Here is a 25,257-nt window from a genome sequence, read left to right on the forward strand (position 1 = left end):
GATATGACCTGGGACCATAGCGATCCGACGGCGGTCATCGTCTTTCTGATCCTCGGCTATCTCTGCGGAACGATCGCCTTCGGGTTGATCCTCACCAAGCTCTTCGGCTTGGGTGATCTGCGTTCTATAGGGTCGGGCAATATCGGCGCGACCAATGTCCTGCGCACGGGCAACAAGAAGGTCGCGGCGATGACGCTGCTCGGCGACCTTCTGAAGGCCACGGTGCCGATCTGGGTGGCCTGGAAATGGGGCGCGCCTGCCGCTGCCGCCGCAGGCTTCGGGGCCTTTCTCGGCCATCTCTTTCCGGTCTGGCTCGGCTTCAAGGGCGGCAAGGGTGTGGCGACCTATATCGGCGTTCTCTTGGGGTTTGCGCCGATCGGCGTTCTGGTCTTTGCCGCCGCCTGGCTCGGCATGGCCAAGATCTTCCGCTACTCCTCTCTCGCCGCACTTACCGCAACGCTCCTGGTGCCCGTCATCTATCTCATCATCGGCAACAGCATGGCGGCGGCTTTGACGGCGGTTCTGACCGTGTTGGTCTATCTCAAGCATATCCCGAATATCCGACGGCTCCTCGCGGGCACGGAAAGCCGGATCGGGTCGAAAGGCTGATGAATCCCATAGGCGGGCGCGAAGGAATCTCCGATAGCGAGCGCCTCGCCCGTCTGCGTCTGATCCGCAGCGAAAACATCGGTCCCGTGACCTATCATGGGCTCCTGCGCCGCTTCGGCACGGCGCAAGCCGCCCTCCCGGAGATCCCCGCCCTCGCGGCCAAGGGCGGCAAGCGCCGCATCCAGCTTTGCGACCCGGGTACCGCCGAAGCGGAACTTGCGCGCTTGGCCCGCTTCGGCGCGCGACTGATCTGCCACGACGAGCCGGATTTCTCGCCGGCCCTGCGCGCCGCCGAAGGCTCGCCGCCACTTCTCTCCGTGATGGGCGATGCCGCTCGCCTCACCCAACCCAGTGTCGCGATCGTTGGGTCGCGCAGCGCCTCCGCCGCCGGGGCGCGGCTCACGCGCATGTTCGCCTCGGAACTTGGCGAGGCCGGCTACGTCGTGACCTCCGGCCTTGCGCGCGGCATCGATACGGTCGCCCATGAGGCGGCTCTGGCCAGCGGCACGGTCGGCATCTTCGCGGGCGGACTCGACCGCCCTTATCCGCCGCAGAACAAGCCTCTGATGCGCCGGATCGTGGATGAGGGCGGTTGTCTTGCGACGGAAATGCCGTTCGGCTGGGAGCCACGCGCCGTAGACTTTCCCCGGCGCAATCGCATCGTCGTAGGCCTCTCCCTGGCTGTTCTGGTGGTGGAAGCGTCTCTGCGGTCGGGCTCGCTGATCAGCGCGCGTCTCGGCGGCGAGCTGGGCCGCCTTGTCTTCGCCGTCCCCGGCTCACCGCTCGAACCGCGTTCGGCCGGCACCAACATGCTTCTGAAGGATGGCGCTCAACTCGCCACGGAGACGGCGGACATCCTGCAGGCTCTGGAGCCGATGGCCCGCCGCCCCTCACCTGTTCAAGCGCTTCTCCATCCCGATGACAGTGGCGATACACACGAGGCGGATGCAGGCGAGCGGGCGCGCATCCTTCGCTCGCTCGGGGTCGCTCCCGTCTCTCTCGACGATCTGATCCTTCACAGCTCCGTATCGCCGTCGACGGTCCATATGACGCTTCTGGAACTCGAACTCGCCGGGCGCCTGGAGCGTCATTCGGGCGGGCGAATCTCGCTTCTTCCTTGACACCGGCCTGACACGAAGCTCGCCTGTTGCAGCCGATGGGTTGACCCACGCGGCTCGGCTGTCCATGTGAACAAAGCGATATTACGGCGCGTCGGCACCGGCCGGCCGCCCTTTCCGGGACGTGCACATGGAAGTGGTCATCGTCGAATCGCCTGCAAAAGCGAAGACGATCAATAAATATCTGGGCAGCAACTACACGGTGCTGGCCTCCTTCGGGCACGTTCGGGATCTCCCGGCGAAAGACGGCTCCGTGCGCCCGGACGAAGACTTCTCCATGGACTGGGAGGTCGACAAGCCTTCGCAGAAGCGCCTTACCGAGATCGCCCAGGCCGTGAAAAACGCCGACGCCTTGATCCTCGCGACCGACCCGGATCGCGAAGGAGAGGCGATTTCCTGGCACGTGCTCGAAGTTCTGCGCCAGAAGAAGGTTCTGAAGGACAAGCCCGTCAGCCGCGTCGTCTTCAACGCCATCACCAAGAAGGCGGTGCTCGACGCGATGGCCAATCCGCGCGAGATCGACGCGCCGCTGGTGGACGCCTATCTGGCGCGCCGGGCGCTCGACTATCTCGTCGGCTTCAACCTGTCGCCCGTTCTCTGGCGCAAGCTGCCGGGGGCGCGCTCGGCGGGCCGCGTCCAGTCCGTCGCGCTACGTCTTGTCTGCGACCGTGAAAGCGAAATCGAGCGGTTCAACTCCGAGGAATATTGGCAGATCGCCGCCAAGCTCGCGACGCCGCGCGATGATGATTTCGAGGCTCGCCTGACCGGCTTCGAGGGCGAGCGCCTCCAGCGCCTTTCGATCAACAACGAAGCGCGCGCTTTCGCCATTCGCGACATGCTGAACGGTGCCTCGTTCCGGGCTGTGAGCGTCGAGGCCAAGCCGACCAAGCGCAACCCCTCCCCGCCTTTCACAACCTCGAGCCTCCAGCAGGCGGCCTCCGCCAAGCTCGGCTTCGGCGCGTCCCGCACGATGCAGATCGCGCAGCGCCTGTACGAGGGCATGGACATCGGCGGCGAGACGGTCGGTCTCATCACTTACATGCGAACCGACGGCGTGCAGATGGCGCCTGAAGCCATCGATGCTGCCCGCTCTGCGATCGCGGAGACCTTCGGCGCGCGCTACGTGCCGGAGAAGCCGCGTGCTTATTCCACCAAGGCGAAGAACGCGCAGGAAGCTCACGAGGCGATCCGCCCCACCAGCTTCATGCGCCACCCCAAGGACATGGAGCGCTTTCTCGATCGTGATCAGGCACGGCTCTATGACCTGATCTGGAAGCGCGCCATCGCCAGCCAGATGGCGTCCGCCGAGATCGAGCGCACGACGGCCGAGATCGTGGCGGAGAACGGTGGTCAGAAGGCGCAACTGCGCGCCACAGGCTCCGTCATCCGCTTCGAAGGCTTCATCGGCGCCTATCAGGACCACCGCGACGACTCGAAGGCCCCGGCCGAGCAGGAATCGGATGACGATGATTCCGCTCGCCTACCGGAAATCCTCGCTCAGGAGCCGCTGAAGAAGCTTTCGATCGACCCGAGCCAGCACTTCACCGAACCCCCGCCGCGTTTCTCGGAAGCGTCGCTGATCAAGCGGATGGAAGAACTCGGGATCGGTCGCCCGTCGACCTATGCCGCAACGCTTCAGACACTGCAGGACCGTCAATATATCGTGCAGGACAAGCGCAAGCTTCTGCCCGATTCCAAGGGACGGCTCGTCACGGCCTTCCTGCACAATTTCTTCGAGAAGTATGTCGAGTACGATTTCACGGCCGACCTCGAAGGCAAGCTCGACGGCATTTCCTCCGGCGAGTTGTCCTGGAAGGAGGTCCTGCGCGAGTTCTGGAAGGATTTCTCGGCCCAGATCGACGGGACCAAGGAACTCCGCGTCACCGATGTTCTCGATGCGCTGAACGAGGAACTCGCGCCGCTCGTCTTCCCGGATCGCGGCGACGGGACCGACCCACGCGCGTGCCCGCGCTGCGGCAACGGCAAGTTGAGCCTCAAGCTCGGCAAGTTCGGGGCTTTCGTCGGATGCTCGAACTATCCTGAATGCGGCTTCACGCGTCAGCTCGGCTCCAATCTTTCGGCCGAGGCGGCAGAGGGCGATGGCGGGCTGAACGAGCCGAAGGATCTGGGTGTCGATCCCGAATCCGGCGAACCTGTCACGCTTCGCTCGGGGCGCTTCGGCCCCTATGTCCAGCGCGGCGACGGCAAGGAGGCCAAGCGCTCTTCGCTGCCCAAGGGCTGGCAGGTCGCCGATATCGATTTCGAAAAGGCCCGCCAGCTTCTCTCGCTCCCGCGTGAGGTGGGTTTGCATCCCGAATCCGGCAAACCGATCCTGGCCGGCCTTGGCCGTTACGGCCCCTTCCTCCAGCACGATGGCGCCTATGCCAATCTGGAAACCGTCGAGGACGTTCTGACGATCGGCCTCAACCGCGCCGTGACCGTGATCGCCGAGAAGAAGGAAAAGGGCGGACGCAGCCGCTCGACCCCGGCCGCTTTGGCGACGCTGGGCGAGCACCCCGATTTCGGGGGCACGATCACGGTGCGCGAGGGTCGCTTCGGTCCTTACGTGAATGTCGGCAAGGTGAACGCGACCCTGCCGAAGTCCAAGGACCCCGCGTCCGTCACGCTGGAGGAGGCGATTCAGCTTCTGAACGAGCGCGCCGAAAAGTCGGGCAAGGCGCCGAAAAAGGCCGCACCGAAGAAAGCGAGCACGAAGAAGGCCGCAGCCGCCGATGGCGAGGCCGCGGAGAAGCCCAAGCGCGCCACCACGCGCAAGTCCGCGCCCAAGACTGCAGATAAAGAGGCGGCGGCACCGAGAGCCGCTGCGCCCAAGACCGAACTGATCAAAGCCAAGAAGGCGACGTAAGGAGTTCCATGGCCAAGCGAGCGATCCCGACCACCGACGAGCGCTCGCTGAGCCGGGAAGCCGTTCTGCGTTTCATCGCGGACAATCCGCAACGGGCGACGAAACGCGATCTCGCCAAGGCCTTCGGGGTCAAGGGCGCGGCGCGGGTGACGTTGAAGGATATTATCGCGGATCTTCAGTCGGAAGGTCTCCTGGCGGGAACGCGCAAGCAGTTCACCCAGCCGGGTGCCCTTCCCACGATGACGGTTCTGGAAATCCGAGACCGTGACGATGAAGGCGGTCTGCTGGCCGATCCCGTCGGATGGGACGAGAACGATCTCGGCCCGCGCCCTCGCTTCGCCATTCGTCAGAAGCGCGACCAAGCCACCATTGCGGGCGTCGGGGATCGCGTCCTCGCGCAGCTCGACTTCGAGGCGCCGGACGGTCCGCTCGCTCATGTCATTCGGCTCTTGGAGCGAAAGACCGCTCGCGCGCTCGGCGTCTTCCGCGCGGCGCCGGGCGGCGGTGGCCGCGTCGAGCCCGTGGAGCGGCGGCAGAGCGAGTATCTGATCGGGGCTGGAGAAACGCGCGGCGCCAAGGACGGAGATCTGGTCGAGATCGAGCCCTCGTCGCGTGTCAAATCGGGCCTGCCGCTCGGCTCCGTTGCCGAGGTCATCGGCTCCCTCCATACGGAGAAGGCGATCTCCACCATCGCGCTTCACGCGCATTCGATCCCGCACGTGTTTCCCAAATCCGTGCTGGCGGAAGCCGAAGCAGCCGGACCGGCCAGCATGCAGGATCGGGAGGATTGGCGCGCGCTGCCGCTCGTCACCATCGACCCGCGGGACGCGAAGGATCATGATGACGCCGTTCACGCGGCTGATGATACCGACCCGTCCAATCCCGGCGGCTTCGTCGTGACCGTCGCGATCGCCGATGTCTCCTGGTATATCCGACCCGGCTCCAAGCTCGACGCCGAAGCCAAGCTGCGCGGCAACTCGGTCTATTTTCCAGACCGGGTGGTTCCTATGCTGCCGGAGCAAATCTCCAACGATCTCTGCTCGCTGCGCGACGGCGTGGATCGCCCTGCCCTCGCCGTCCGCATGATCTTCGATCGCGACGGGCATAAGCGCGATCATCGCTTCCACCGCATCATGATGCGAAGCCATGCCAAGATCGCCTATCAGGATGCTCAAGGGGCGATCGATGGAGCGCCGGATCTCGTCGACCCCACCATCGTCGAGACTGTTCTTCGCCCACTCTGGTCAGCCTACGCGGCTTTGAAGCGGGCCCGCGACCAGCGTGGCCCGCTCGACCTCGACCTGCCCGAGCGCAAAATCCTTCTGAACGCGGCCGGGCGGGTTGATCGGGTCATTCTACCGGAGCGGCTCGATGCGCATAAGCTCATCGAAGAGTTCATGATCCAAGCCAATGTCGCGGCTGCCGAAGTGCTGGAGCAACGCAAACAGGCGTTGATCTACCGCGTGCACGACTCACCCTCCCTCGCCCGCCTGGAAACGCTTCGGGACTTCCTACGGACGCTGGACCTGCCATTGGCCAAGGCCGGCGCGCTGCGGCCCTCGCATTTCAACGGCATTCTCCATGCCGTGAAAGAGACCGAGCACGAGAGCCTTGTGAACGAGGTGATCCTCCGTTCACAAAGCCAAGCCGTGTACGCGCAAAACAATCTGGGGCATTTCGGGCTCAACCTCGCGCGCTACGCGCATTTTACCTCGCCGATCCGACGCTACGCCGATCTGATCGTGCACCGCGCTCTGGTGAAAGCCTTGGGCCTCGGAGACGGCAGCCTGTCCAAGGAGGACGAAGAGCATCTCGAGGAAACGGCCGAAGCCATCAGCCAGGCCGAGCGCCGCGCCATGGCCGCCGAGCGCGACACGATAGACCGTCTGATCGCGCATCATCTGGCCGAGCGGCTGGGCGACCAGTTCACGGGCAAGATTCAGGGTGTCACGAAGTCGGGGCTTTTCGTCCAGTTGCCGACCTTCGGCGCGGACGGCTTCATTCCAATCTCGACGCTCGGCACCGACTATTACCACTATGACGAAGTGGGACATGCCCTGATCGGGGAGCGCACCAAGCGCGGCTTCCGGCTGGGCGATACGGTCGAGGTCAAACTGGTCGAGGCGATTCCCCTGGCAGGCTCCATGCGCTTCGAAATGCTGTCCGAAGCCCGCGACTTGCCAGCAACGACCGGCTCCTTCCACAAAGCAGCGCGACGTTCGCATCGCTTGCACAGGCCCGGCCGCCAGCCCAAGATCGCCGGCAAGGGCGGGAGGAAAAAGCGATGAACGTTTCGGATCATCCAGCGGACGATCCTCATCTCGCTGAAGCTATAGCAGATCTGGGCGAGCCGCGGGACACGCTCCAAGCCATGGCGCGTGGCTTCCTGATGCGCTGCCCTCGCTGCGGACGCGGGCCGCTCTTCCACGGCTTCCTGAAAAGCGTGGACAAGTGTGAGGCCTGCGACGAGGTGTTCCATCATCACCGCGCCGACGATCTGCCGCCGTATCTCACGATCTTCATCGTCGGCCATCTCGTGGTCGCCCTTTTCATGGGCGTGGAAAAGGTGAGCGACCTGCCGCTCTGGGCGCATCTGGCGATCTGGATTCCCGTAACGATCGCCTTGTCACTGGTGCTCCTGCGCCCGTTAAAAGGCGCGACGATCGGTCTGCAATGGGCCATGCGAATGCATGGTTTCGGAGGCCGATCGGAGGAAAGCGACGCCTGAAAGCTCGGCCCACGAGGCCTGCATCTTGACTTCGCCGCTCCCATGCGTAGTGTCCGCGACGATAAGGAAACGTGGTTTCACGCTTCCGTTCGGTTCTGTCCGCTTCGGCGGTATGGACCAGACACAATCTCTCATGTCCTGCATGCCCCGTGCGACGCCTGCCCGGCCCGCCGTCAGACGCAGGGCCACGATACGCCAGGATGGACGCACAATGGCCAAGGCTACAACGATCAAGATCAAGCTGCTCAGCACGGCTGACACGGGCTTCTTCTACGTCACGACGAAGAACAGCCGTACGATGACCGACAAGATGGTCAAGACGAAGTACGATCCGGTTGCTCGCAAGCATGTCGAGTTCCGCGAGACCAAGATCAAGTAAGATCTGTCTCATAGACTGACGATGCGCCGCTCCCTTTCGGGGCGGCGTTTTCGTTTGTGCCTGACAGCACGACGACACACCGCATGATACGCTTGCGTCGCAGCCGTTCGAATTAGCGGTTGGGGATGGGGCGCACGCGCGACGCTCGAAAGTGGTCGGCCGACTGCCGATCGCGGCACGAGGATACCGCATATGACCAGCTGCCGACCGACCGCCCCACGGGACCCAGGAGATGCGGCGGACCTGAGCATTCCATGGGGGAACCAGAGATCAGGCTTTCGCCTGTCTATTGATATCGCCCTGCTTCGTAGACTTGCCGAGAATCGGCAGGGAATCAATCCAGAAGCTGAAAATTGATCCTGATCTATTCAGGAATGGTTAAAGCTAGATCATACTTGTAAGCGTGGACCGGACCACGCGATTGCGGCCTTCCCGCTTGGCTTGGTAAAGGGCCAGATCAGCCCGCTTGAGAAACTCGCGCGGCTCTTCCCCCGCCCACATGGCCAGCCCAAAACTTGCCGTCACGGGGAGCTCCTTGTCTCCCGCACCAAAGGGGCTCGCCGCAATGACCTCACGCAGACGGTCGGCGGCCTGCAACGCCTCATCCTCGCTGAGATCGGGCATGAGGAGGGCAAACTCCTCGCCCCCCATCCGCGCCGCCAAGTCGCTTCCCCGAGAATTGGCGAGAATGCGATGGGCGAACTGCCGCAGCACCTCGTCACCGGCATCGTGGCCGAACGCGTCATTAATGTGTTTGAAGTGGTCAATGTCGAGCATCATGACGCAGAGCGGCCGTCCGCTCTGGCGGGATTGATCGATCAATGGCCTGAGATGGGTGTCGAAGAAGCGCCTGTTGTGCAAGCCCGTCAAAGGGTCCGTGATCGCGAGTTCGAGCGTCGATTGAAAGCTGCGGCGCAGACCTTCATCATAGCGCCGGCGACGCACCTGCGTGCGGATACGGGCCAGAAGCTCGTTCTTGTCGAGCGGCGTCTGGCAGTAGTCATTGGCGCCGAGTTCCAGACCACGCCCCACCCGCGCCTCATCTTCCGGAGCGGCCAACAACAGAATGGGGATTTGCCGCGTCGCTTCCTGAGAGCGCAGCCGCGAACACAGGCGCAGAGGGTCGAACCCGGTCGAGCGCAGGTCGATGATAAAAAGATCCACCGTTTCTTTGGGCTGTACCGCCGCGTCCGGCTCGCTCATCACGATCAAATTATGCTCGGTGCCGATCAGGCGGGCCAGCCGCTGCGACTGATCCGGCGCATCCAGAATGGCGTAGACTCGACCCTTGAGCCCCGAATCGAGAGGGGGAGCGGGCTGGAGCGCCGCCGTCAGCTTCGTGCTCGTCTCGGCGCGCATCCGCAGCTCGTCCGTCAACATCTTGAGACGGGTGAGACTTCTGATTCGGGAGAAAAGCGGCAGGCCGCGCACCGGCTTGGTCAAGAAATCGTCGGCGCCAGCTTCCAGCCCCCGGACACGGTCCTGCTGCTGGTCCAGCGCCGTCACGAGCACGACAGGCAGATGCATGGTGCGCGGATCGCTTTTAAGCCGCCGACAAACTTCGAAACCATCCATGCCCGGCATCATCACGTCGAGCAGAACGAGATCGATCATCTCGCGGCCGCATATATCCAGCGCCTCCTGCCCGGACGTCGCGAGGAGAACGTCGTAATATTCTTCCGCCAACTGCGCCTGCATCAGGCGCAAATTGACGGGCATATCATCGACGATCAGAATCCGGGCGGACATGCGTTAAGCATCGCCAAGGAAGGACTTGATGGTCTCGATGAATTTCAGAACCGAGATGGGCTTGGAGATATAAGCTTCGCAACCGCCCTTCCGAATGCGCTCTTCATCGCCCTTCATCGCGAAGGCCGTGACGGCAATAACGGGAATCGAGCGCAGTTCAGGATCGGCCTTCAAATCTCGCGTGACATCCAGCCCGGAGACCTCAGGCAGTTGGATATCCATCAGAATCAGGTCCGGACGATGCTCGCGCGCCAGATCGACAGCCGTCAAACCCGAACGGGTTTGGACCGTGCGGTAACCGTGAGCCTCGATCAGATCGCGAAAGAGCTTCATATTCAGCTCGTTGTCTTCGACGATCATGACGGTCTTGGTCATACGAATACCCTCTTCCGAACGTGACTCGTCCGGTTTCCCGACCTTCAATAGGCAAAGCTAGGGTAATTTGATTTAACAATTCGGCAATTCGGTCCTTCGACCGCGAAAGGAATCAGTTATGATTAACAAGACCTACCGCAGCGGAAGCGACGATCTGGAACAGACGGCGGCCGGTCTCGCGATCGAAGCCCTGACATTCATCTCAACCGATCGACTTCTGTTCAATCGGTTTCTGCGCCTCACCGGGCTCGAACTCGAGAATCTTCGGCAAGCCGCGGGCGAGCCGGCGTTTCTTGCGGGCGTTCTGGATTTCGTTCTTTCAGACGAAAAACTCGTTACGGACCTCGCCGCCCATCTCGACATCCCAGCCGTGCGGATCTCGGCCGCGCGCCGCGTCCTGGCACTTCCCTACGCGGAGTCCTATTCCTGATGACGACGATCGGTCCTTCGATCGATGCGCTGCCCAAGCGCCATGACGCCTTGCTCGTCCTGGATGTCGATGAGGTCGTGCTGCATTTCATCGCGCCCTTCTGTGAACTCTTGGCCGAGCATGGCGCGCAACTGCATTTCGAAAGCTTTCGGCTGACCGGGAATGTCCGATCGCTTTCGACGGGCGCGGCCGTCTCCGGTCATGAGCTCGATCGCATCACCGACCTTCTCTACACCGAGCAGGTCGAGCGGCAGCGGCCGGTGGCGGGTGTCGCCGAAGCGCTGAGTGAGCTTCGCGAAAGCGCCGACATCGTGTTCCTGACGGCGATGACGCCGCACTATTACGCGCAGCGCCGTACCCTCCTCGATCAGCATGGGCTGACCGATCCAATGATCGCCACCGAGCGATCCAAAGGTGGCCTCCTCGCCGAAATGCGCCAGCGCTGGAAGGGGCCGATCGTGTTTGTGGACGATCTCCCGCCCAACCTGGAGGGAGCCCGGCGCAGCGCGCCGGATATTCATCTCGTCCATCTCATGCCGAACCGTGAGTTCCGCGCTCACCTTCCATTGATGCCGAAGGGAACCGTGAGAGCCGACAACTGGTCAGAGGCCGCAGGGCTGATCCAGCGCCTTCTGGCAGGCTGAATTCTATCCGGCCGATCCGGTGCCACGTTGGTAACGGCTCCGAACGGCGCTCCCGCCTTACGCCAGCTCGACGTCGAGAACGCCGGGCGCCGCCTTGATCACACTCGCCATCTGCGGCGAAACGCGGAACTTGCCCGGCAGGGTGATCTCCACTTCGCGGTCGCCATCGTCGCGCAACAGGATCAGCGAGATGTCGCTGTCTCCGCCTTGGCGCAATTGACTCTGGAACAGCGAAAACGGCTTGGCGTCGCGCATGAAGATGCGCAGCGCCTTCTGCATCTTCTCGGCCTCGGCTTCCAGCGACTGAACGCCGGACGCGCGCAACGAGATGCCCTCCGGCCGATCTTCTGCCGAGACCGTGACGATCACCGAAGCGCCGGGCTCCAGCTTGTCACGGAAGGTGATGAGCGTTTCGGTGAACAACACGATCTCATATTGCCCGGTCGGGTCGGAGAGTTGGACGATGCCGATCTTGCCGCCGGTGCGCGTCTTGCGCTCCTGCCTCGATGTCACCGTTCCGGCCAGGCGACCTGCCGTCTGCCCCTTGCGGACGCCAGCGACGACTTCCGCGTAGGTCTGAACCTTCAGACGCTTCATGGCGTCCTTGTATTCGTCCAGCGGATGAGCGGACAGATAGAAGCCGATCGACTGGAACTCCCGCAGCAGCTTTTCCGCCGTGCTCCATCCCGATACCTCGTCCAGCCTCAGCGGTTCGGGCTCCCCGCCACCACCGAACATATCATGCTGGCCGGACGTGCGGCCAGCCTGCGCCAGCGCGGCATAGGCGGAGAGCTTCTCGAGATTGCCGCACAAGCGAGCACGGTCGATGCCGAAACAGTCCAGCGCGCCGGCCGCGATCAGATGTTCGAGCGTGCGCTTGTTGACGATCTTGGGATCGATCCGCGCGCAGAAATCCTCGAGACTTTTGAAGGTCCCGCCTTCCTCGCGCTTTTCGACGATATGATCCACCGCCTGCTCGCCGACGCCCTTGATAGCCGCCAGCGCGTAGATGATCTTCCCGTCCCGCACCTCGAAAGGCCGGTGCGAAAGCTGCACCGACGGCGGCACGACGGGAATGCCCAGACGCTTGGCGTCGAGTCGGAAGTCGTTGAGCTTGTCCGTATTGCCCATATCGAGCGTCATCGACGCGGCCAAGAACTCGACCGGGTAGTTCGCCTTCAGATAGGCCGTATGATAGGAGACCAGCGCATAGGCCGCCGCATGGCTCTTGTTGAAGCCATAGTCGGCGAACTTCGCCAGAAGATCGAAGATCGTATCGGCCTGCGCCTTGGGAATGCCGTTCTTCACGCAGCCATCCACGAAGCGCACGCGCTGGATATCCATTTCAGCGCGGATCTTCTTGCCCATGGCGCGGCGCAGCAGATCGGCCTCGCCCAGCGTATAGCCGGACAGAACCTGCGCGATCTGCATCACCTGTTCCTGGTAGATGATGACGCCCTGCGTTTCCCGAAGGATCGGTTCGATCTTCGGGTGGATGATCTCGACCTCTTCCTCCTTGTGCTTGCGGGCGTTGTAGACCGGGATATTCTCCATCGGGCCGGGGCGATAGAGCGCGACGAGAGCGACGATATCCTCGAACCGATCGGGTTTCATGCCGATCAGCGCCTTGCGCATGCCAACCGATTCCACCTGAAACACGCCGACCGTCTCGCCGCGCGTCAGGAGTTCGTAGGTCGGCTTGTCCTCCAGAGGAACAGCGCCGAGATCGATCCTTTCACCGCGCCGGGCGATCAGGTCGACAGCGGTCTTCAGCGTCGTCAGCGTCTTCAGGCCGAGGAAATCGAACTTCACGAGCCCGGCCTGCTCCACCCATTTCATGTTGAACTGGGTGACCGGCATATCGGATCTGGGATCTCGATACATCGGCACGAGCTTCGACAGGGGCCGGTCGCCGATCACGATACCGGCGGCGTGGGTCGAGGCGTGGCGGTAGAGACCTTCGAGTTTCAGCGCGATGCTGAGAAGGCGGTCCACCACCTCCTCCTTGCGCCGCTCTTCCTGAAGGCGCGGTTCGTCCTCCAGTGCCTGCGCAAGCGTCACCGGATTGGCAGGGTTTTGAGGCACGAGCTTGCAGAGCTTGTCCACATGGCCGTAGCTCATCTCCAAAACACGCCCGACGTCGCGCAGCACGGCGCGCGCCTGCATGGAACCGAAGGTGATGATCTGGGCCACCTGCTCGCGCCCATATTTTTGCTGAACGTAGCGGATGACCTCCTCGCGCCGATCCTGGCAGAAGTCGATGTCGAAATCGGGCATCGAGACGCGGTCGGGATTGAGGAAGCGCTCGAAAAGAAGCGCGAAACGGAGAGGATCGAGATCGGTGATGGTCAGCGAATAGGCGACGAGCGAGCCCGCGCCCGAACCACGGCCGGGTCCGACCGGGATGCCCTGCGCCTTCGCCCATTTGATGAAGTCCGACACGATCAGGAAGTAGCCGGGGAACTTCATCCGCTCGATGACCGAGAGTTCGAACTCAAGCCGCTCGCGGTAGGTCTCGACGGTCTGGCCCGGTGCGGGACCGTGCGCTGACAATCGCGCCTCGAGCCCGGCTTCGGCTTGGGCGCGCAGCTCCGCCGCTTCGGCGAGCTCGGCCTCGCTCGCATCGGCATCGGCGCCAGCGAAACGGGGCAAGATGGGCTTGCGGGTGCGCACGCGATACGAACAGCGCCGCGCGATCTCGATCGTGTTCTCGATCGCCTCGGGCAGATCGGCGAAGAGCAACGCCATCTGCTCCTGTGATTTCAGGCAGTGATCCCGCGTCAGGCGCCGGCGATCCTCGTGGCTGACGAGCCGGTTCGAAGCGACGGCAATCAACGCGTCATGCGCATCGAAATCTTCATTGCAGAAGAAGAACGGCTCGTTGGTCGCGACAAGCGGGAGATTCAGTTCGTAGGCCAGCGCGCAGGTTTCGGGCTCCGTACGCCGGGCACGGCCCTCATGGCGCTGCAATTCGACATAGAGCCGATCGCCAAAGGCGGAGGCCAGCATTTCCAAACGAGCACGCGCGACGACGCTTTGGCCCGACGCGATGGCGGCTCCGATCGGTCCGAGCGGACCACCGGTCAGCGCGATCACGCCTTCCGAATGCTCGGCCAGCCATTCCGCCAGAACGTGCGGACGCGTGTTTCCATCATGTTCCAAATAGGAGCGGGACACGAGCTCCACGACGTTCTCGTAGCCGCGCTCCGTCGCCGCGATAAGAACGATCGACCCCGTCGATCCAAAGCCGGAGCGATCGCGCGGATTGCCCTCGACGTCGCGGAAATCGACCTCGATCTGACACCCGATGATTGGCTGGATGCCGGATTTCGCCGCTTTTTCCGAAAACTCCAGCGCCCCGAAAAGATTGCCTGTATCGGCAATCCCGATTGCCGGCGCTCCATCGCTCTTGGCGAATTTGACGATCTGGTCGACGCGCAGCGCGCCTTCGAGCAGAGAAAAGGCGCTGTGCACCCGAAGATGGATGAAACGCAGGGGCGCCGCTGCGCCCGCCTTCTCTTCGGCCATGACGATATTCCCGATTTCCGCACGGACCTCGTTGAGAGACCCGTCAGGCCGAAGCTCGCAATCCGGATTGAGGATCGATTCGGTTTCGATGTCCGCAGCCAGGAATTCGTCAGTGTTCCAATTCATGAGCCGGAGTCCAGACCTGATCCGGACTTGTTCACCATTCCCGCAAGCGTGGGGTCAGATCAGATGAAGGATCAAGGCAAAGCTCGCGATGAAAGCGGCTACGGCCGTGAGCGAAGCGATTTCTCTGAGAACCAGCATGACAACCTCCGTCGATCTGTGTTCCCAATTTGTTCCATTCCCTGGCGATACGCAAGAACAAAATAAGAACAAGCCCATTATGGTTGCTGAAATGACAAAGCCCCGCATTCAGGGCGGGGCTTCGAAAGCTTGCGGTTGGGATGGACGCTCTTCAGCCGTTCAAACGCCCGAGAAAGCGGTCCGCCGTCCGAAGGCTCAGCGCCATGATGGTCAGCGCCGGATTTGCTGCGAGCGCCGAGGGGAAGACCGAATTGTCGGCAATCCAGAGATTGGGCACATCGAAGCTGCGGCCATAGGGATCGACCACGCTATCTCCCGCATCGACGCCCATCCGGCAGGTTCCGATCGTATGGGCGGTGCGATCGAGCACCCAGATGTCGCTCGCCCCGGCGGCTTCCCAGACCGATGTCATGAATCGAACCGCGTGGGCGCGGAGCGCCTTTTCATTCTCGCCGTACCCGAAGCGGATCAGCGGCTTGGGCATACCCCTCCCATCCAGCTCGTCCGATAGAGTCATCACGTTCTCGTCGCTCGGAAGGCATTCGCCATTGATGCCGATGCCGGCGACGTGGTTGTAGCGGTCGAGATAGTCGGTGAGCTTCTGTCCCCAGAGGCCTCGCCCGCGAGCCACCTGGTCCGCCCATGTCTGGAGCACCACGCCCAGGCTTTGAACGAGATAGCCGCCGGCAAATTCCGCTCCGTTCGGCCGGACCATATCTTCGGTGATCAGCGAGGACGGATAGCCTTTGTTCATCCGCATCTCGTGCGGGAACGTTCCCCAGACCTGCGTTGCGACATGCGCTGTATAGTTGCGCCCCACCTGACCGCTGGAATTGGCGATCCCCTCCCGCAGGAGAAGGCGCGGCGTCTCGATCGCCCCCGCGCAGAGAAACACCTGTGCGCATTTCTGGCGCATCATGGTCCCGGCCTGCCAGTAGACGACCGCAACGATCCGCCCTCGGCTGTCAAACTCGAAATGATCCGCGAAGCTCTCAGGCCGGATTTCCGCGCCCCGCGCGACGGCAAGGGGAAGATAGGTGACGTCCATCGACGTCTTGGCACCATTGCGACAGCCCTGATGGCAATAGCCGCAATTCACGCAAGGCTCGCGTACTGGCGCGTCCGGTTGCTCGAACCGACGTGACACGACCGCGACAGGACCATCGCTCGCCTTCGCCCCAACGGCCTCGCATCCTTTCGCCATAACCTGCGCAGGTGCGTTCCGCAGAACGGGCGGCAGCGCATAGCGGCGCGATGCGTCCCACGGATAAGATGCCGGTCCTGACACGCCGACGAAGGACTCCACTTCCTCATAGTAGGGAATGAGTTCGTCGAGTGACAAAGGCCAATCTCGACCCTTCCCGGTCTCGCTCGCTAGGCGCAGATCGCGCGCGTCGGCGCGCGGCACGAAGGCGCCCCAATGCAGCATCGAGCCGCCGACACCTACACCGCTATTGTTGGCACCAAACGCTTCCGGCATCGAGCCACCGCTGACGCGCTCATCCATCCAATAGAGATCGGACGACATCGCCTCGTCCGCCGCGTATTCTTTCGGGTCTCGGTTCGATCCGGCTTCCAGCGCTACGACGCGCAGGCCCGCTGCGGCCAGCCGCGCCAGAAGGGGCGATCCACCGGCACCCGTCCCGATGATCACAGCGTCCACGACCTCGTTCAGCCCATAACGTGCCATTCGGTCGAGCTTCATCGTGCGCGCTCCGATTGGTCGAACGATAAGACCGGCTCAGGCTCCCAAGCCTCGCGTTCGTCGATGCCGACGTTCTCGAAGCCTTGGAACGCCGATCCGGTGCCGCCGCCATTCGCAAAGCCGGAGTAGCCAATCCGCGCCATGATGGCGGGATGCGCGACATAATGACGAACCGCGTCAGATCGGACTTCTTCGAACCAGAGCTTCATCTGCTCGGCATCGAAGCGTCCTGCCGGCATTGGGGAGACGGCATTGCCCTGGCCGATCGTTTCCAGCAATTCGTCCCTCGCCGCTTCCGGCAGGAGATCGAACCCCTGCCCGGTCTTCGCCTCGGCCAAGGCGTTCAACGTGTCGAGGCCGGCGCGATAGGCGTCTGGATCGGTCGGGAGAGCTTCGTAGCGCCAGCCGTTTCCCTCTTGATCCGCCATCATCGCGTCGAGGCGCAGCGCGAGGTCGATGCCGTAGGCTTCCGCATCGGGGAGAATACGGGAGACCATCGCTCGCAAGGTGTCCAACTGTCGTTGGTCGAACGAACGGGGCACAGTGGCAGGATCGTCGGGCAAAGCTCGTCGAAACAGCTCAGCTTTCAGCTGATCGCTGACGCGCTCCGGCGGAACAAGATCGGTGCAAAGAGGGAAAGATCGAGACGGCGTATCGATCGAGGACGCAGTGGACAAAGGCAGGTCCTAACGCAGTTGGAACGGTTCGAATGTGGCCGTCTAACTACGTGGATGCGAAAACGCTGCATCGGATCGCTCGGCAAGTTGCCGCATGATGCAGGAGCCGCCGCCCCTCGCAGGGCGACGAACCTGTTGTCTCAGAGACGATGATCCCGAATCTTCCCTTCGGACAGCGTCACGGCGCGGTCCATTCGACGAGCCAGATCGTGATTGTGTGTCGCGATCAGCGCTGCCACACCGGACTGGCGCACCAGCGCGGTCATGGCGTCGAACACATAGTTCGACGTGGTCGGATCGAGATTACCGGTCGGCTCGTCCGCCAGAAGCACAAAGGGATTGTTGGCGACCGCTCGAGCGATCGCGACCCGCTGCTGCTCGCCGCCCGAGAGTTCGGAGGGGCGATGTTTGGTGCGATGGCCCAGCCGCATATAATCGAGCAGTTCCCGTGCCCGATCCGCCGCCAGATCCCGGCGAAGACCGCCGATCATCTGGGGCAGCATGACGTTCTCCAGGGCCGAGAATTCCGGCAGGAGATGGTGGAACTGATAGACGAACCCGATGGCGGAGCGCCGCATGGTCGTGCGCCCGGCGTCGTCAAGCGCGCCGCAGGATTGCCCGTTGACGACCACGTCCCCAGCGTCTGGCCGCTCCAGCAAGCCGGCAATGTGCAGAAGTGTGGATTTACCCGAGCCCGACGGTGCGACAAGCGCCACCATCTCGCCCGGCATGATCGCGAGGTCCGCCTGATCCAGGATCGTGAGACGAGCGTCCCCTTGCGCGAAATGGCGTTCGACGCGCTCCAGTCGAAGAGAAGCCTGATCCATCATTCGTAACGCAATGCCTCGACGGGATCGAGCTTCGATGCCTGCCACGAGGGGAAGATCGTCGCGAGAAAGGACAAACCGACCGCCATGAGCACGACTGTCGCGACCTCACGGGCATCGATCTCGGCCGGCAGCCGGCTGAGGAAGTAGAATTCGGGATTGAACAAGGTCGTGCCCGAGACCCACGAAAAGAACTGACGGAGATTTTCGATATTCAGGCAGAAAACCGTACCCAGAACGAAGCCCGCCAGCGTTCCCGAAATCCCGATCGAGGCGCCCGTGATCAGAAACACGCGCATGATCGATCCACGCGTAGCCCCCATGGTTCGCATGATCGCGATGTCCCGGCCCTTGTCCTTCACCAGCATGAAGAGACCGGAGATGATGTTCAGCGCGGCGACCAGAACGATCAGGGTCAGGATGATGAACATGACGTTGCGCTCGACCTCCAGAGCCGAAAAGAAGCTCTCGTTCTGACGCTGCCATGTGATGGTGTAATTCGGCCGTCCGGCCGCCTGCTCGATCTGCGCCTGCATGGCCGACACCTTATCTGGGTCGTTCACGAAGATCTCGATCGACTGCGCTTGGTTTTCCGAATTGAAGAAGAGCTGCGCTTCGTTGAGCGGCATATAGACATAAGCGGCATCATACTCCGACAGACCAATCTCGAAGATCGCGACGATCGGATAGGCTTTGACGCGTGGCGTGACACCCAGCGGCGTCACGTCACCTTCAGGCGAAACGAGCGTGATGGAGTCGCCGAGGCGCAGCCCGAGCGAGTCCGCCAGACGGCTTCCGATCGCGACACCCTGGCTGGTGTCGAAATTCTCGATTGTCCCGAGTTTGATATTCGACGCGATGGGCTTCAGCCGCAGGAGATCGGCCCCTCGAACGCCTTTCACCAGAGCGCCGGTGCTGGCATTGTTTGTGCCCGTTGCCAGAACCTGTCCTTGCACCAAGGGCATGGTGAAGGCGACGCCGGGCACAGCTGCGATGCGCTTGGCCACCTCGTCATAGTCGGTCAGCGGCTGATCCATGGGCTGCATGATGACATGCCCGTTGACACCCAGAATGCGCGTCAGCAACTCCCCTCGAAATCCATTCATCACCGACATGACGATGATCAGCGCCGCCACGCCGAGCATGATGCCCACGAAGGAGAAGCCGGCGATGACGGAGACACCCGCATCTCGCCGACGTGACCGGAGATACCGGCCCGCGATCATCCATTCGAAGCGCGAGAAAGGCTTGGTCTTCATGAAGGGCTCCGGAGCGATGCCGGCTGCGGGACCGACCGTCATCGGGCGCCGATCGTCAAGCCGAGAGACGACGCAGGACGTCGCCCACGGGCAGCGTCTGGCGCTCGCCACCGGCGCGCAGCTTCAATTCGACCTCGCCGGCTTTGGCACCGCGCGGCCCGACAATGATCTGCACCGGCAGGCCGATCAGGTCCATCGTTGCGAATTTCGCGCCCGCTCGCGTGTCCTGATCGTCGTAAAGGACATCCTGCCCCGCTGCCTGCAGCTCGGCATAAAGACGCTCGCAGACCGCATCGCATTCGGCGTCGCCCGGCTTCATATTGATGAGACCGACATCGAAGGGCGCAACGCCCTTCGGCCAGATGATACCGTTCTCGTCGTGAGACGCTTCGATGATGGCCGCGATCAACCGGCTCGGGCCGATACCGTAGGAACCCATGAAGACCGGCGCGTCCTTCCCATCAGGCCCGGTGACATAGGCTTTCATCGGCTCGGAATATTTCGTACCGAAATGGAAGATGTGCCCGACTTCGATGCCTCGGGCTGCGACCCTTTCGCCCTCAGGCACAGCGCTCCAAGCGGCTTCGTCGTGCATCTCTTCGGTTGCCGCATAGGGCGTGGTCCAGGTGTTCACGATGTCGGCGAGGGCCGCGGCATCGGTGAAATCGACGCCCTCGCCCGGTGCCGCCATATCGAGATAATCGCGATGGCAGAAGACTTCGCTCTCACCAGTGGAGGCCAAGATGATGAATTCGTGGCTGAGCTTGCCGCCGATCGGGCCTGTATCGGCGCGCATGGGGATGGCCTTCAAGCCCATCCGCTCGAAGGTGCGCAGATACGCCACGAACATCCGGTCATAGGCCGTCTTCGAGGACTCATAATCGATGTCGAACGAATAAGCGTCCTTCATCAGAAATTCGCGTGAGCGCATCACGCCGAAGCGCGGACGCACCTCGTCCCGGAACTTCCACTGAATATGGTAGAGGTTAAGCGGCAGGTCCTTGTAGGAGCGGACATAGGAGCGGAAAATGTCCGTGATCATCTCTTCGTTCGTCGGACCGAACAAAAGCTCCCGCTCGTGGCGGTCCTCGATTCGCAGCATCTCCTTGCCGTAATCGTCGTAGCGCCCGCTCTCGCGCCAGAGATCGGCCGACTGAATCGTCGGCATCAGCATCTCTATCGCGCCGGAGCGGTCCTGCTCTTCGCGAATGACACGCGAGACCTTGTCCAGAACACGCTTACCGAGCGGCAGCCAGGAATAAAGCCCGGCCGCCTGCTGGCGGATCATCCCGGCGCGCAGCATGAGACGGTGCGAGACGATCTCCGCTTCCTTCGGGGTTTCCTTGAGGATCGGCAGAAAGTAGCGAGACAGACGCATGAGAACTCGAAGCTCGGCGAGAAAGGAGAAGGGATACCCTACCCCGGCTTCTTAATGGCTCGAACACCGAATGCAAAGCGAAGCTAGGACAGGCCGTCCATCAAACCGGATCGCACCGTATCCGGCGAGCACGAAGCTTGCGCGAGGCATGCCATGCTCAAGTCCTAGGCGCGATGAGAAAGAAATCGTCACATTTCTGCCATTCGCACTCGACAGCACCACGATTTCGAGTCTAAGTTCTGTCCATCAAAAAGCGTCGAACGACGCATACTTCCGCAGACCGCGTTTGGGAGGACGTGACCTTCGGCGCGCTAACGCGCAGCCTCGACTTAAGGGTCGATGCAAGGTCCAGGTTTGTGATCTAAAATGCGAGGCATGGCCTCGCATTTTTTTTGCCTGCGCCTTCCCTTTAGGCAGCTTTATATCGCCTGGCCCTCCGAAATCTCACTCAGGTTCCCGGCACGATATGGGGAATCATGTCGATGCTGTATCCCCAGACCTCCGTGACGAGATAAAAGACTGCGAAGACCGCGAAGGCGAGAAGCGTCGTGCGGAGCGCCGCTTGCCCAACCTTGAACCGGCTCGGCGCGCTGTGGGCCGTGCCGAGAACGATATCGCCATCGTCGATTTGTGATCGCATGCCGATCGGCAGAACGATGAAGAGCACCGTCCACCAGATCACGAAATAGATCGCAACATAGGTGACGATGCTCATCTGATATCTTCCTCAACGTATTCTAAGGCGGAAAGATTTCAGCCCTTGACGACGAACACCGTCACCGATGGCTTCTTGCCCCATGCATCATGCGCCTCGCTGCGAACAGCACGACGAACGGCCTCGCGCACGAGCTCGACATCCTTGCGGCGGCCCCGAGGGATACTCTCTACCGCACCAGCGGCGGCGTCGAGCAGGATTTCGACCATTTCGTCGCCGTTCTCATCGCGCTCGGGAAGCCCCATGGCAACGATTTCGGGATCGACGTCCAGTTCCAGCTTCGCGCTGAGTTCGACCAGAACGGAAACGTGTCCCGCGAACGCCAGACGTCGGCGCTCGTCGATGCCCATTTCCTTCGTGCCGCCGATCAGGAAGCCGTCCTTGTAGAACCGCCCAACGGGCACTTCATCGATAATGGCGGCCGGCCCCGGCGCGAGACGCACCATCTTCCCGTTCCGCAGCGAAACTACGTCGGGTACGCCGAGATCCTTCGCGAGTTGAGCATGTGCCACGAGATGCGCTGGCTCGCCATGCGCGGGTACGGCGATCTTCGGACGCGTCCATTCATACATGCGGCGCAGCTCTGAACGCCTCGGGTGGCCCGACACGTGAACCAGCTTGTCGTGATCTTCGATCACGATGATGCCGCGTTCGATCAACGCGTTCTTGATGTCGTTGATCGCCTTCTCGTTCCCAGGAATACTGCGCGATGAAAAGATCACCGTGTCGTCGCGAGACAGGGCGACGGCCGGATGCTCGTCCTTCGACAGCTTCGACAAAGCGGCCCTCGGCTCGCCCTGACTACCGGTCAGAACGATGACCGCCTTTTCCCGCGGGATGTAGCCGAAATCCTGCTCGCCCACGAAGGGCGCCAGCGACTCGAGATAGCCAAGTTCCGACGCGACATCGGCGACGCGCTTCATGGACCGGCCCATCAGCAGAACTTGCCGCCCGGCGACTTCGGCTGCCTGCGCGATCGAGCGAATGCGACCGACATTGGACGAGAAGGTTGTAACAGCTACGCGGCCCTTGGCCGCCTGAATGATCTCGGACAAGGACGCCGAGACCTGCTTCTCGCTCGGCGACTCGCCTTCGCGCATCGCATTGGTCGAGTCGCAGACGAGAGCGAGCACGCCCTCGTCGCCAATCTCGCGCAGACGTGCCTCGTCGGTCGGCTGACCCAAACCGGGTGTCGGATCGATCTTCCAGTCGCCCGTATGCAGAACCGTACCCAACGGCGTCCGGATCGCGAGGGCCACGGGCTCGGGGATCGAATGCGTCACGTTGATCGCTTCGATCGAGAACGGACCAACATCGAATCGATCCCCCGCCTTGAAAATGGTGACCGGCACTTTCGGTGCGCCCGGCTCGCCCTCACGCTTTGCGGCGAGAAGCGCTGCCGTGAAAGGCGTCGCATAAACCGGGGCCTTCAAACGTGGCCAGAGATCGAGAACGGCCCCGTAATGGTCCTCGTGCGCGTGGGTGATGATGAGAGCCTTAAGAGAATGGCGCTCGGACTCCAGGAATGTCGTATCCGGCAGAATCAAATCTACGCCCGGCATCTCGGGGCCGGCGAAGGAAACGCCACAATCGATTGCGATCCATTCGCGATTATCGGCCGGACCATAGCCATACAGCGCGAGATTCATACCGATCTCGCCAATGCCGCCCAGCGGCACGAATACCAATTCGTTCAATGCACTATCGCTTTCCTACAAGCCGCAAGGCGGCGCCGACTTTCAAAAAGGCAGGGGTTACCTGCAAACTCACAGCACCGCCGCTGCATCACCGCGCGGCAGTAAGAAGACGTCTCCAGCCGACACCTCGCGGCGAGACCCGTCCGGCAAATCCAGCACCAGACGACCCGAGGAATCCAAATCAGCGAAACGCCCTTCGATTGTCTCATTGGGAAGATTGACGCGGCACGGACCACCGATCCCCGCCGCACCCGACAGCCAATGGCGACGAATATCAGAAAAATGGGCGCCTTGGCGCCATAAGTCCAGAGCGTCCTCGATTCCGGTCGCAACGGACAGGAACACATCACGCACGCCAGCGACGATACCGGCTTTGTGAAGCGTCGTCACAGCATAGGGCGCACCATCGGGAGCGGACACGACGTTCACACCAAATCCAATGACGACGGCTTGACGCCCGTCAGGCGTACGCTCGCTCTCGACCAGGATGCCAACGCATTTGGCACCATCTATGAGAAGATCGTTGGGCCATTTGATCCGGATCGCAGCGGGATCGGCACCGGGCAGTTTAAGCAGCCCGTCCCGCAAACCGACCGCAATGACAAGAGGAATTTGACCCATCGCATGCACGGGCGCGGGGTCCACCAACAGGAGACTCGCGTAGAGATTGCCCTGCTGAGACGACCAAGGGCGGCCACGCCGCCCTCTTCCCGCCGACTGACTTTCAGCCGTAATCCAAAGCGCTCCGGGATCACCTGAACGCGCCGCCTCAAGCGCTATCGTATTGGTCGAAGTGACCTGCCCGAGAGCGAGATGGCGGCGCGTCGAAGGTCCGGTTCGGGGCATTGATCAGAGGAAGAAGCCGCGCGCTGCGTTGGCGGCGGCAGCGAACATCGGCCCCGCCACGAAAATGTAGGCAGGGAAGACAAACAGAGTTGCGGCACCTAGAACGATCTTCAGTTCGGTCCCCATGGGCTCGAAACCACCGACAGGCTCGTCGAACCACATGACCTTCACGACGCGAAGGTAGTAGAACAGGCCGACCGTCGATGCGACGACGCCGATCACTGCCAAAGGCACCAGTCCAGCGCCGACAGCGGCGACGAAGACGTAGTACTTGCCCCAGAAGCCGAGAAGCGGAGGCAGACCTGCCAGCGACAGCATCAGCGTCGTCAGAGCTAGAGCCAGGATCGGATTGCTGCGGGACAAGCCGGCGAGTTCGTACACGTCTTCGATCATCTCGTCGTGGCGACGCATCGACAGGATCACAGCGAACGTGCCGAGCGTCATCGCGACATAAGTCGCCATATAGATCAGAACGCCGCGCACGCCCGCCTCATTGCCTGCGGCAAGGCCGACAAGAACGTACCCCATGTGGCCGATGGAGGAATAGGCCATCAGACGCTTGATGTTGCGCTGGCCGATCGCCGCGAAAGAGCCCAACAGCATCGAAGCAATCGAAATGAAGATGATGACCTGCTGCCAATCCGCCGTCATCGGGCCGAAGCCTTGAACCGTGAGGCGGGTCAGCAAGGCCACTGCCGCGACCTTCGGCGCGCCAGCCAAAAGAGCCGTGACCGGCGTGGGTGCGCCCTCATACACGTCAGGTGTCCACATATGGAATGGCACGGCCGAAATCTTGAATGCTAGACCCGCCAGAACGAAGACCAGACCAATCAGCAAACCGGTCGAACGAGTTTCTTGAGACGCGACGGCGAGCGCGATCTCGTGGAAGCCAATCTGGCCTGTGAAACCATAGACCAGCGAGGCGCCGTAAAGCAGCATGCCGGACGAAAGCGCGCCGAGAACGAAGTACTTCAAGCCGGCTTCCGTCGACTTGATGTGGTCACGAGCGATCGCCGCAATGACATAGATGGCGAGAGACTGAAGTTCCAAGCCCATATAGAGCGCGATCAGATCTCCGGCCGATACCATAACCAGCATACCGACCGTGCACAGCACGATCAGGACGGGAAACTCGAACTTATCGAAGCGTTCGCGCTTTGCGAAGGCGTTCGACATGAGAAGAGCGGCAGCTGATGCGATCAGCACCAGCACCTTCATGAAGCGAGCGAACGGATCGAGAATAATGGATCCGCCGAACGCCACGCCGTTCGGCGTGACGAAACAGAGCCAGCCGGCCGCGAAGACGAGTAGACCGACGGCCAGCGACATGACGAAACCGCCGCTGCGCTCGCCTTGAAACGTGCCGATCATCAGCAGGAGCATCGCCCCGACCGACAGGATCAGTTCAGGACCGACGATAGGGAGGCTTTGAGCCACGAATTGGGAAAACATGATCTGTGTAG

The 25,257-nt window shown here is 62.0% G+C and carries 20 protein-coding genes; 8 read left to right on the top strand and 12 right to left on the bottom strand.

Annotation, left to right across the window (positions count from 1 at the left end; all coding sequences use genetic code 11):
• The first annotated feature begins 3 nt into the window (after positions 1-3).
• From plsY to rpmG, 6 genes are all read left to right on the top strand, one after another.
• Positions 4-609 carry a glycerol-3-phosphate 1-O-acyltransferase PlsY gene (gene plsY / locus AUL28_RS13460; protein WP_062220354.1) on the top strand — a complete coding sequence of 202 codons (606 nt, stop codon included), beginning with the start codon at positions 4-6 and terminating at the stop codon, positions 607-609.
• Complete coding sequence (gene dprA / locus AUL28_RS13465; protein WP_062233436.1) at positions 609-1,730, top strand: DNA-processing protein DprA; 1,122 nt, start codon at positions 609-611, stop codon at positions 1,728-1,730. The genes plsY and dprA overlap by 1 nt, the downstream gene beginning before the upstream one ends.
• Before the next feature lie 127 nt (positions 1,731-1,857).
• Complete coding sequence (gene topA, locus AUL28_RS13470) at positions 1,858-4,593, top strand: type I DNA topoisomerase (RefSeq protein ID WP_062233439.1); 2,736 nt, start codon at positions 1,858-1,860, stop codon at positions 4,591-4,593.
• An 8-nt stretch (positions 4,594-4,601) separates the two neighbouring features.
• Complete coding sequence (gene rnr / locus AUL28_RS13475; RefSeq protein WP_062233442.1) at positions 4,602-6,881, top strand: ribonuclease R; 2,280 nt, start codon at positions 4,602-4,604, stop codon at positions 6,879-6,881.
• Positions 6,878-7,321 (top strand): DUF983 domain-containing protein, encoded by a 444-nt coding sequence (locus tag AUL28_RS13480; protein WP_062233445.1) that lies wholly within the window; start codon positions 6,878-6,880, stop codon positions 7,319-7,321. Before rnr ends, AUL28_RS13480 begins: the two co-directional genes overlap by 4 nt.
• Positions 7,322-7,532: 211 nt before the next feature.
• Positions 7,533-7,700 carry a 50S ribosomal protein L33 gene (gene rpmG, locus AUL28_RS13485; RefSeq protein ID WP_019995293.1) on the top strand — a complete coding sequence of 56 codons (168 nt, stop codon included), beginning with the start codon at positions 7,533-7,535 and terminating at the stop codon, positions 7,698-7,700.
• Positions 7,701-8,084: 384 nt separating this feature from the next.
• Here rpmG and AUL28_RS13490 read toward each other — a convergent pair whose 3' ends face one another.
• Both AUL28_RS13490 and AUL28_RS13495 read right to left on the bottom strand, forming a co-directional pair.
• Positions 8,085-9,449, bottom strand: a complete 1,365-nt coding sequence (locus AUL28_RS13490; protein WP_062233447.1) for a PleD family two-component system response regulator — start codon at positions 9,447-9,449, stop codon at positions 8,085-8,087.
• 3 nt (positions 9,450-9,452) lie between these two features.
• Positions 9,453-9,824: a response regulator gene (locus tag AUL28_RS13495; RefSeq protein WP_058598284.1), complete on the bottom strand. Its 372-nt coding sequence runs from the start codon at positions 9,822-9,824 to the stop codon at positions 9,453-9,455.
• 118 nt (positions 9,825-9,942) lie between these two features.
• Here AUL28_RS13495 and AUL28_RS13500 point away from each other — a divergent pair, with 118 nt between their 5' ends.
• Both AUL28_RS13500 and AUL28_RS13505 read left to right on the top strand, forming a co-directional pair.
• Positions 9,943-10,254, top strand: a complete 312-nt coding sequence (locus AUL28_RS13500; RefSeq protein WP_058598283.1) for a DUF3572 domain-containing protein — start codon at positions 9,943-9,945, stop codon at positions 10,252-10,254.
• Positions 10,254-10,898, top strand: a complete 645-nt coding sequence (locus tag AUL28_RS13505) for a hypothetical protein (protein ID WP_062233450.1) — start codon at positions 10,254-10,256, stop codon at positions 10,896-10,898. Before AUL28_RS13500 ends, AUL28_RS13505 begins: the two co-directional genes overlap by 1 nt.
• Positions 10,899-10,955: 57 nt before the next feature.
• Here AUL28_RS13505 and dnaE read toward each other — a convergent pair whose 3' ends face one another.
• From dnaE to nuoN, 10 genes are all read right to left on the bottom strand, one after another.
• The gene (gene dnaE, locus AUL28_RS13510) at positions 10,956-14,441 is read right to left on the bottom strand and encodes a DNA polymerase III subunit alpha (RefSeq protein ID WP_374701418.1); all 3,486 of its coding nucleotides are present in this window, start codon (positions 14,439-14,441) and stop codon (positions 10,956-10,958) included.
• A 400-nt stretch (positions 14,442-14,841) separates the two neighbouring features.
• Positions 14,842-16,395, bottom strand: a complete 1,554-nt coding sequence (locus tag AUL28_RS13515) for a GMC family oxidoreductase (protein WP_062233454.1) — start codon at positions 16,393-16,395, stop codon at positions 14,842-14,844.
• Positions 16,392-16,937, bottom strand: a complete 546-nt coding sequence (locus AUL28_RS13520) for a gluconate 2-dehydrogenase subunit 3 family protein (protein ID WP_280137276.1) — start codon at positions 16,935-16,937, stop codon at positions 16,392-16,394. Before AUL28_RS13520 ends, AUL28_RS13515 begins: the two co-directional genes overlap by 4 nt.
• Before the next feature lie 275 nt (positions 16,938-17,212).
• Entirely contained in the window at positions 17,213-17,902 is a 690-nt protein-coding gene (locus AUL28_RS13525) for an ABC transporter ATP-binding protein (protein WP_058598279.1), read from the bottom strand.
• Positions 17,899-19,158 (bottom strand): lipoprotein-releasing ABC transporter permease subunit, encoded by a 1,260-nt coding sequence (locus AUL28_RS13530; protein WP_244493520.1) that lies wholly within the window; start codon positions 19,156-19,158, stop codon positions 17,899-17,901. The genes AUL28_RS13525 and AUL28_RS13530 overlap by 4 nt, the downstream gene beginning before the upstream one ends.
• 55 nt (positions 19,159-19,213) lie before the next feature.
• Positions 19,214-20,536: a proline--tRNA ligase gene (proS, locus tag AUL28_RS13535; RefSeq protein ID WP_062233460.1), complete on the bottom strand. Its 1,323-nt coding sequence runs from the start codon at positions 20,534-20,536 to the stop codon at positions 19,214-19,216.
• Positions 20,537-20,984: 448 nt separating this feature from the next.
• Positions 20,985-21,251, bottom strand: a complete 267-nt coding sequence (locus AUL28_RS13540; protein WP_058598276.1) for a DUF1467 family protein — start codon at positions 21,249-21,251, stop codon at positions 20,985-20,987.
• A 38-nt stretch (positions 21,252-21,289) separates the two neighbouring features.
• Positions 21,290-22,900 carry a ribonuclease J gene (locus AUL28_RS13545; protein ID WP_244493524.1) on the bottom strand — a complete coding sequence of 537 codons (1,611 nt, stop codon included), beginning with the start codon at positions 22,898-22,900 and terminating at the stop codon, positions 21,290-21,292.
• Positions 22,901-23,017: 117 nt separating this feature from the next.
• Positions 23,018-23,794 carry a biotin--[acetyl-CoA-carboxylase] ligase gene (locus AUL28_RS13550; RefSeq protein WP_062233466.1) on the bottom strand — a complete coding sequence of 259 codons (777 nt, stop codon included), beginning with the start codon at positions 23,792-23,794 and terminating at the stop codon, positions 23,018-23,020.
• Between the two features lie 3 nt (positions 23,795-23,797).
• Positions 23,798-25,246, bottom strand: a complete 1,449-nt coding sequence (nuoN, locus tag AUL28_RS13555) for an NADH-quinone oxidoreductase subunit NuoN (RefSeq protein WP_062233469.1) — start codon at positions 25,244-25,246, stop codon at positions 23,798-23,800.
• Positions 25,247-25,257 lie beyond the last annotated feature (11 nt).

This window comes from Aureimonas sp. N4 (assembly GCF_001463925.1).
Taxonomy (GTDB): Bacteria; Pseudomonadota; Alphaproteobacteria; order Rhizobiales; family Rhizobiaceae; genus Aureimonas; species Aureimonas ureilytica_A.

Coding starts and splice junctions, on each gene's coding strand:
- plsY (WP_062220354.1), top strand. CDS start 4: ATGACCTGGGACCATAGCGATCCGACGGCGGTCATCGTCTTTCTGATC.
- dprA (WP_062233436.1), top strand. CDS start 609: ATGAATCCCATAGGCGGGCGCGAAGGAATCTCCGATAGCGAGCGCCTC.
- topA (WP_062233439.1), top strand. CDS start 1,858: ATGGAAGTGGTCATCGTCGAATCGCCTGCAAAAGCGAAGACGATCAAT.
- rnr (WP_062233442.1), top strand. CDS start 4,602: ATGGCCAAGCGAGCGATCCCGACCACCGACGAGCGCTCGCTGAGCCGG.
- AUL28_RS13480 (WP_062233445.1), top strand. CDS start 6,878: ATGAACGTTTCGGATCATCCAGCGGACGATCCTCATCTCGCTGAAGCT.
- rpmG (WP_019995293.1), top strand. CDS start 7,533: ATGGCCAAGGCTACAACGATCAAGATCAAGCTGCTCAGCACGGCTGAC.
- AUL28_RS13490 (WP_062233447.1), bottom strand. CDS start 9,449: ATGTCCGCCCGGATTCTGATCGTCGATGATATGCCCGTCAATTTGCGC.
- AUL28_RS13495 (WP_058598284.1), bottom strand. CDS start 9,824: ATGACCAAGACCGTCATGATCGTCGAAGACAACGAGCTGAATATGAAG.
- AUL28_RS13500 (WP_058598283.1), top strand. CDS start 9,943: ATGATTAACAAGACCTACCGCAGCGGAAGCGACGATCTGGAACAGACG.
- AUL28_RS13505 (WP_062233450.1), top strand. CDS start 10,254: ATGACGACGATCGGTCCTTCGATCGATGCGCTGCCCAAGCGCCATGAC.
- AUL28_RS13515 (WP_062233454.1), bottom strand. CDS start 16,395: ATGAAGCTCGACCGAATGGCACGTTATGGGCTGAACGAGGTCGTGGAC.
- AUL28_RS13525 (WP_058598279.1), bottom strand. CDS start 17,902: ATGATGGATCAGGCTTCTCTTCGACTGGAGCGCGTCGAACGCCATTTC.
- AUL28_RS13530 (WP_244493520.1), bottom strand. CDS start 19,158: ATGAAGACCAAGCCTTTCTCGCGCTTCGAATGGATGATCGCGGGCCGG.
- proS (WP_062233460.1), bottom strand. CDS start 20,536: ATGCGTCTGTCTCGCTACTTTCTGCCGATCCTCAAGGAAACCCCGAAG.
- AUL28_RS13540 (WP_058598276.1), bottom strand. CDS start 21,251: ATGAGCATCGTCACCTATGTTGCGATCTATTTCGTGATCTGGTGGACG.
- AUL28_RS13545 (WP_244493524.1), bottom strand. CDS start 22,900: ATGAATCTCGCGCTGTATGGCTATGGTCCGGCCGATAATCGCGAATGG.
- AUL28_RS13550 (WP_062233466.1), bottom strand. CDS start 23,794: ATGCCCCGAACCGGACCTTCGACGCGCCGCCATCTCGCTCTCGGGCAG.
- nuoN (WP_062233469.1), bottom strand. CDS start 25,246: ATGTTTTCCCAATTCGTGGCTCAAAGCCTCCCTATCGTCGGTCCTGAA.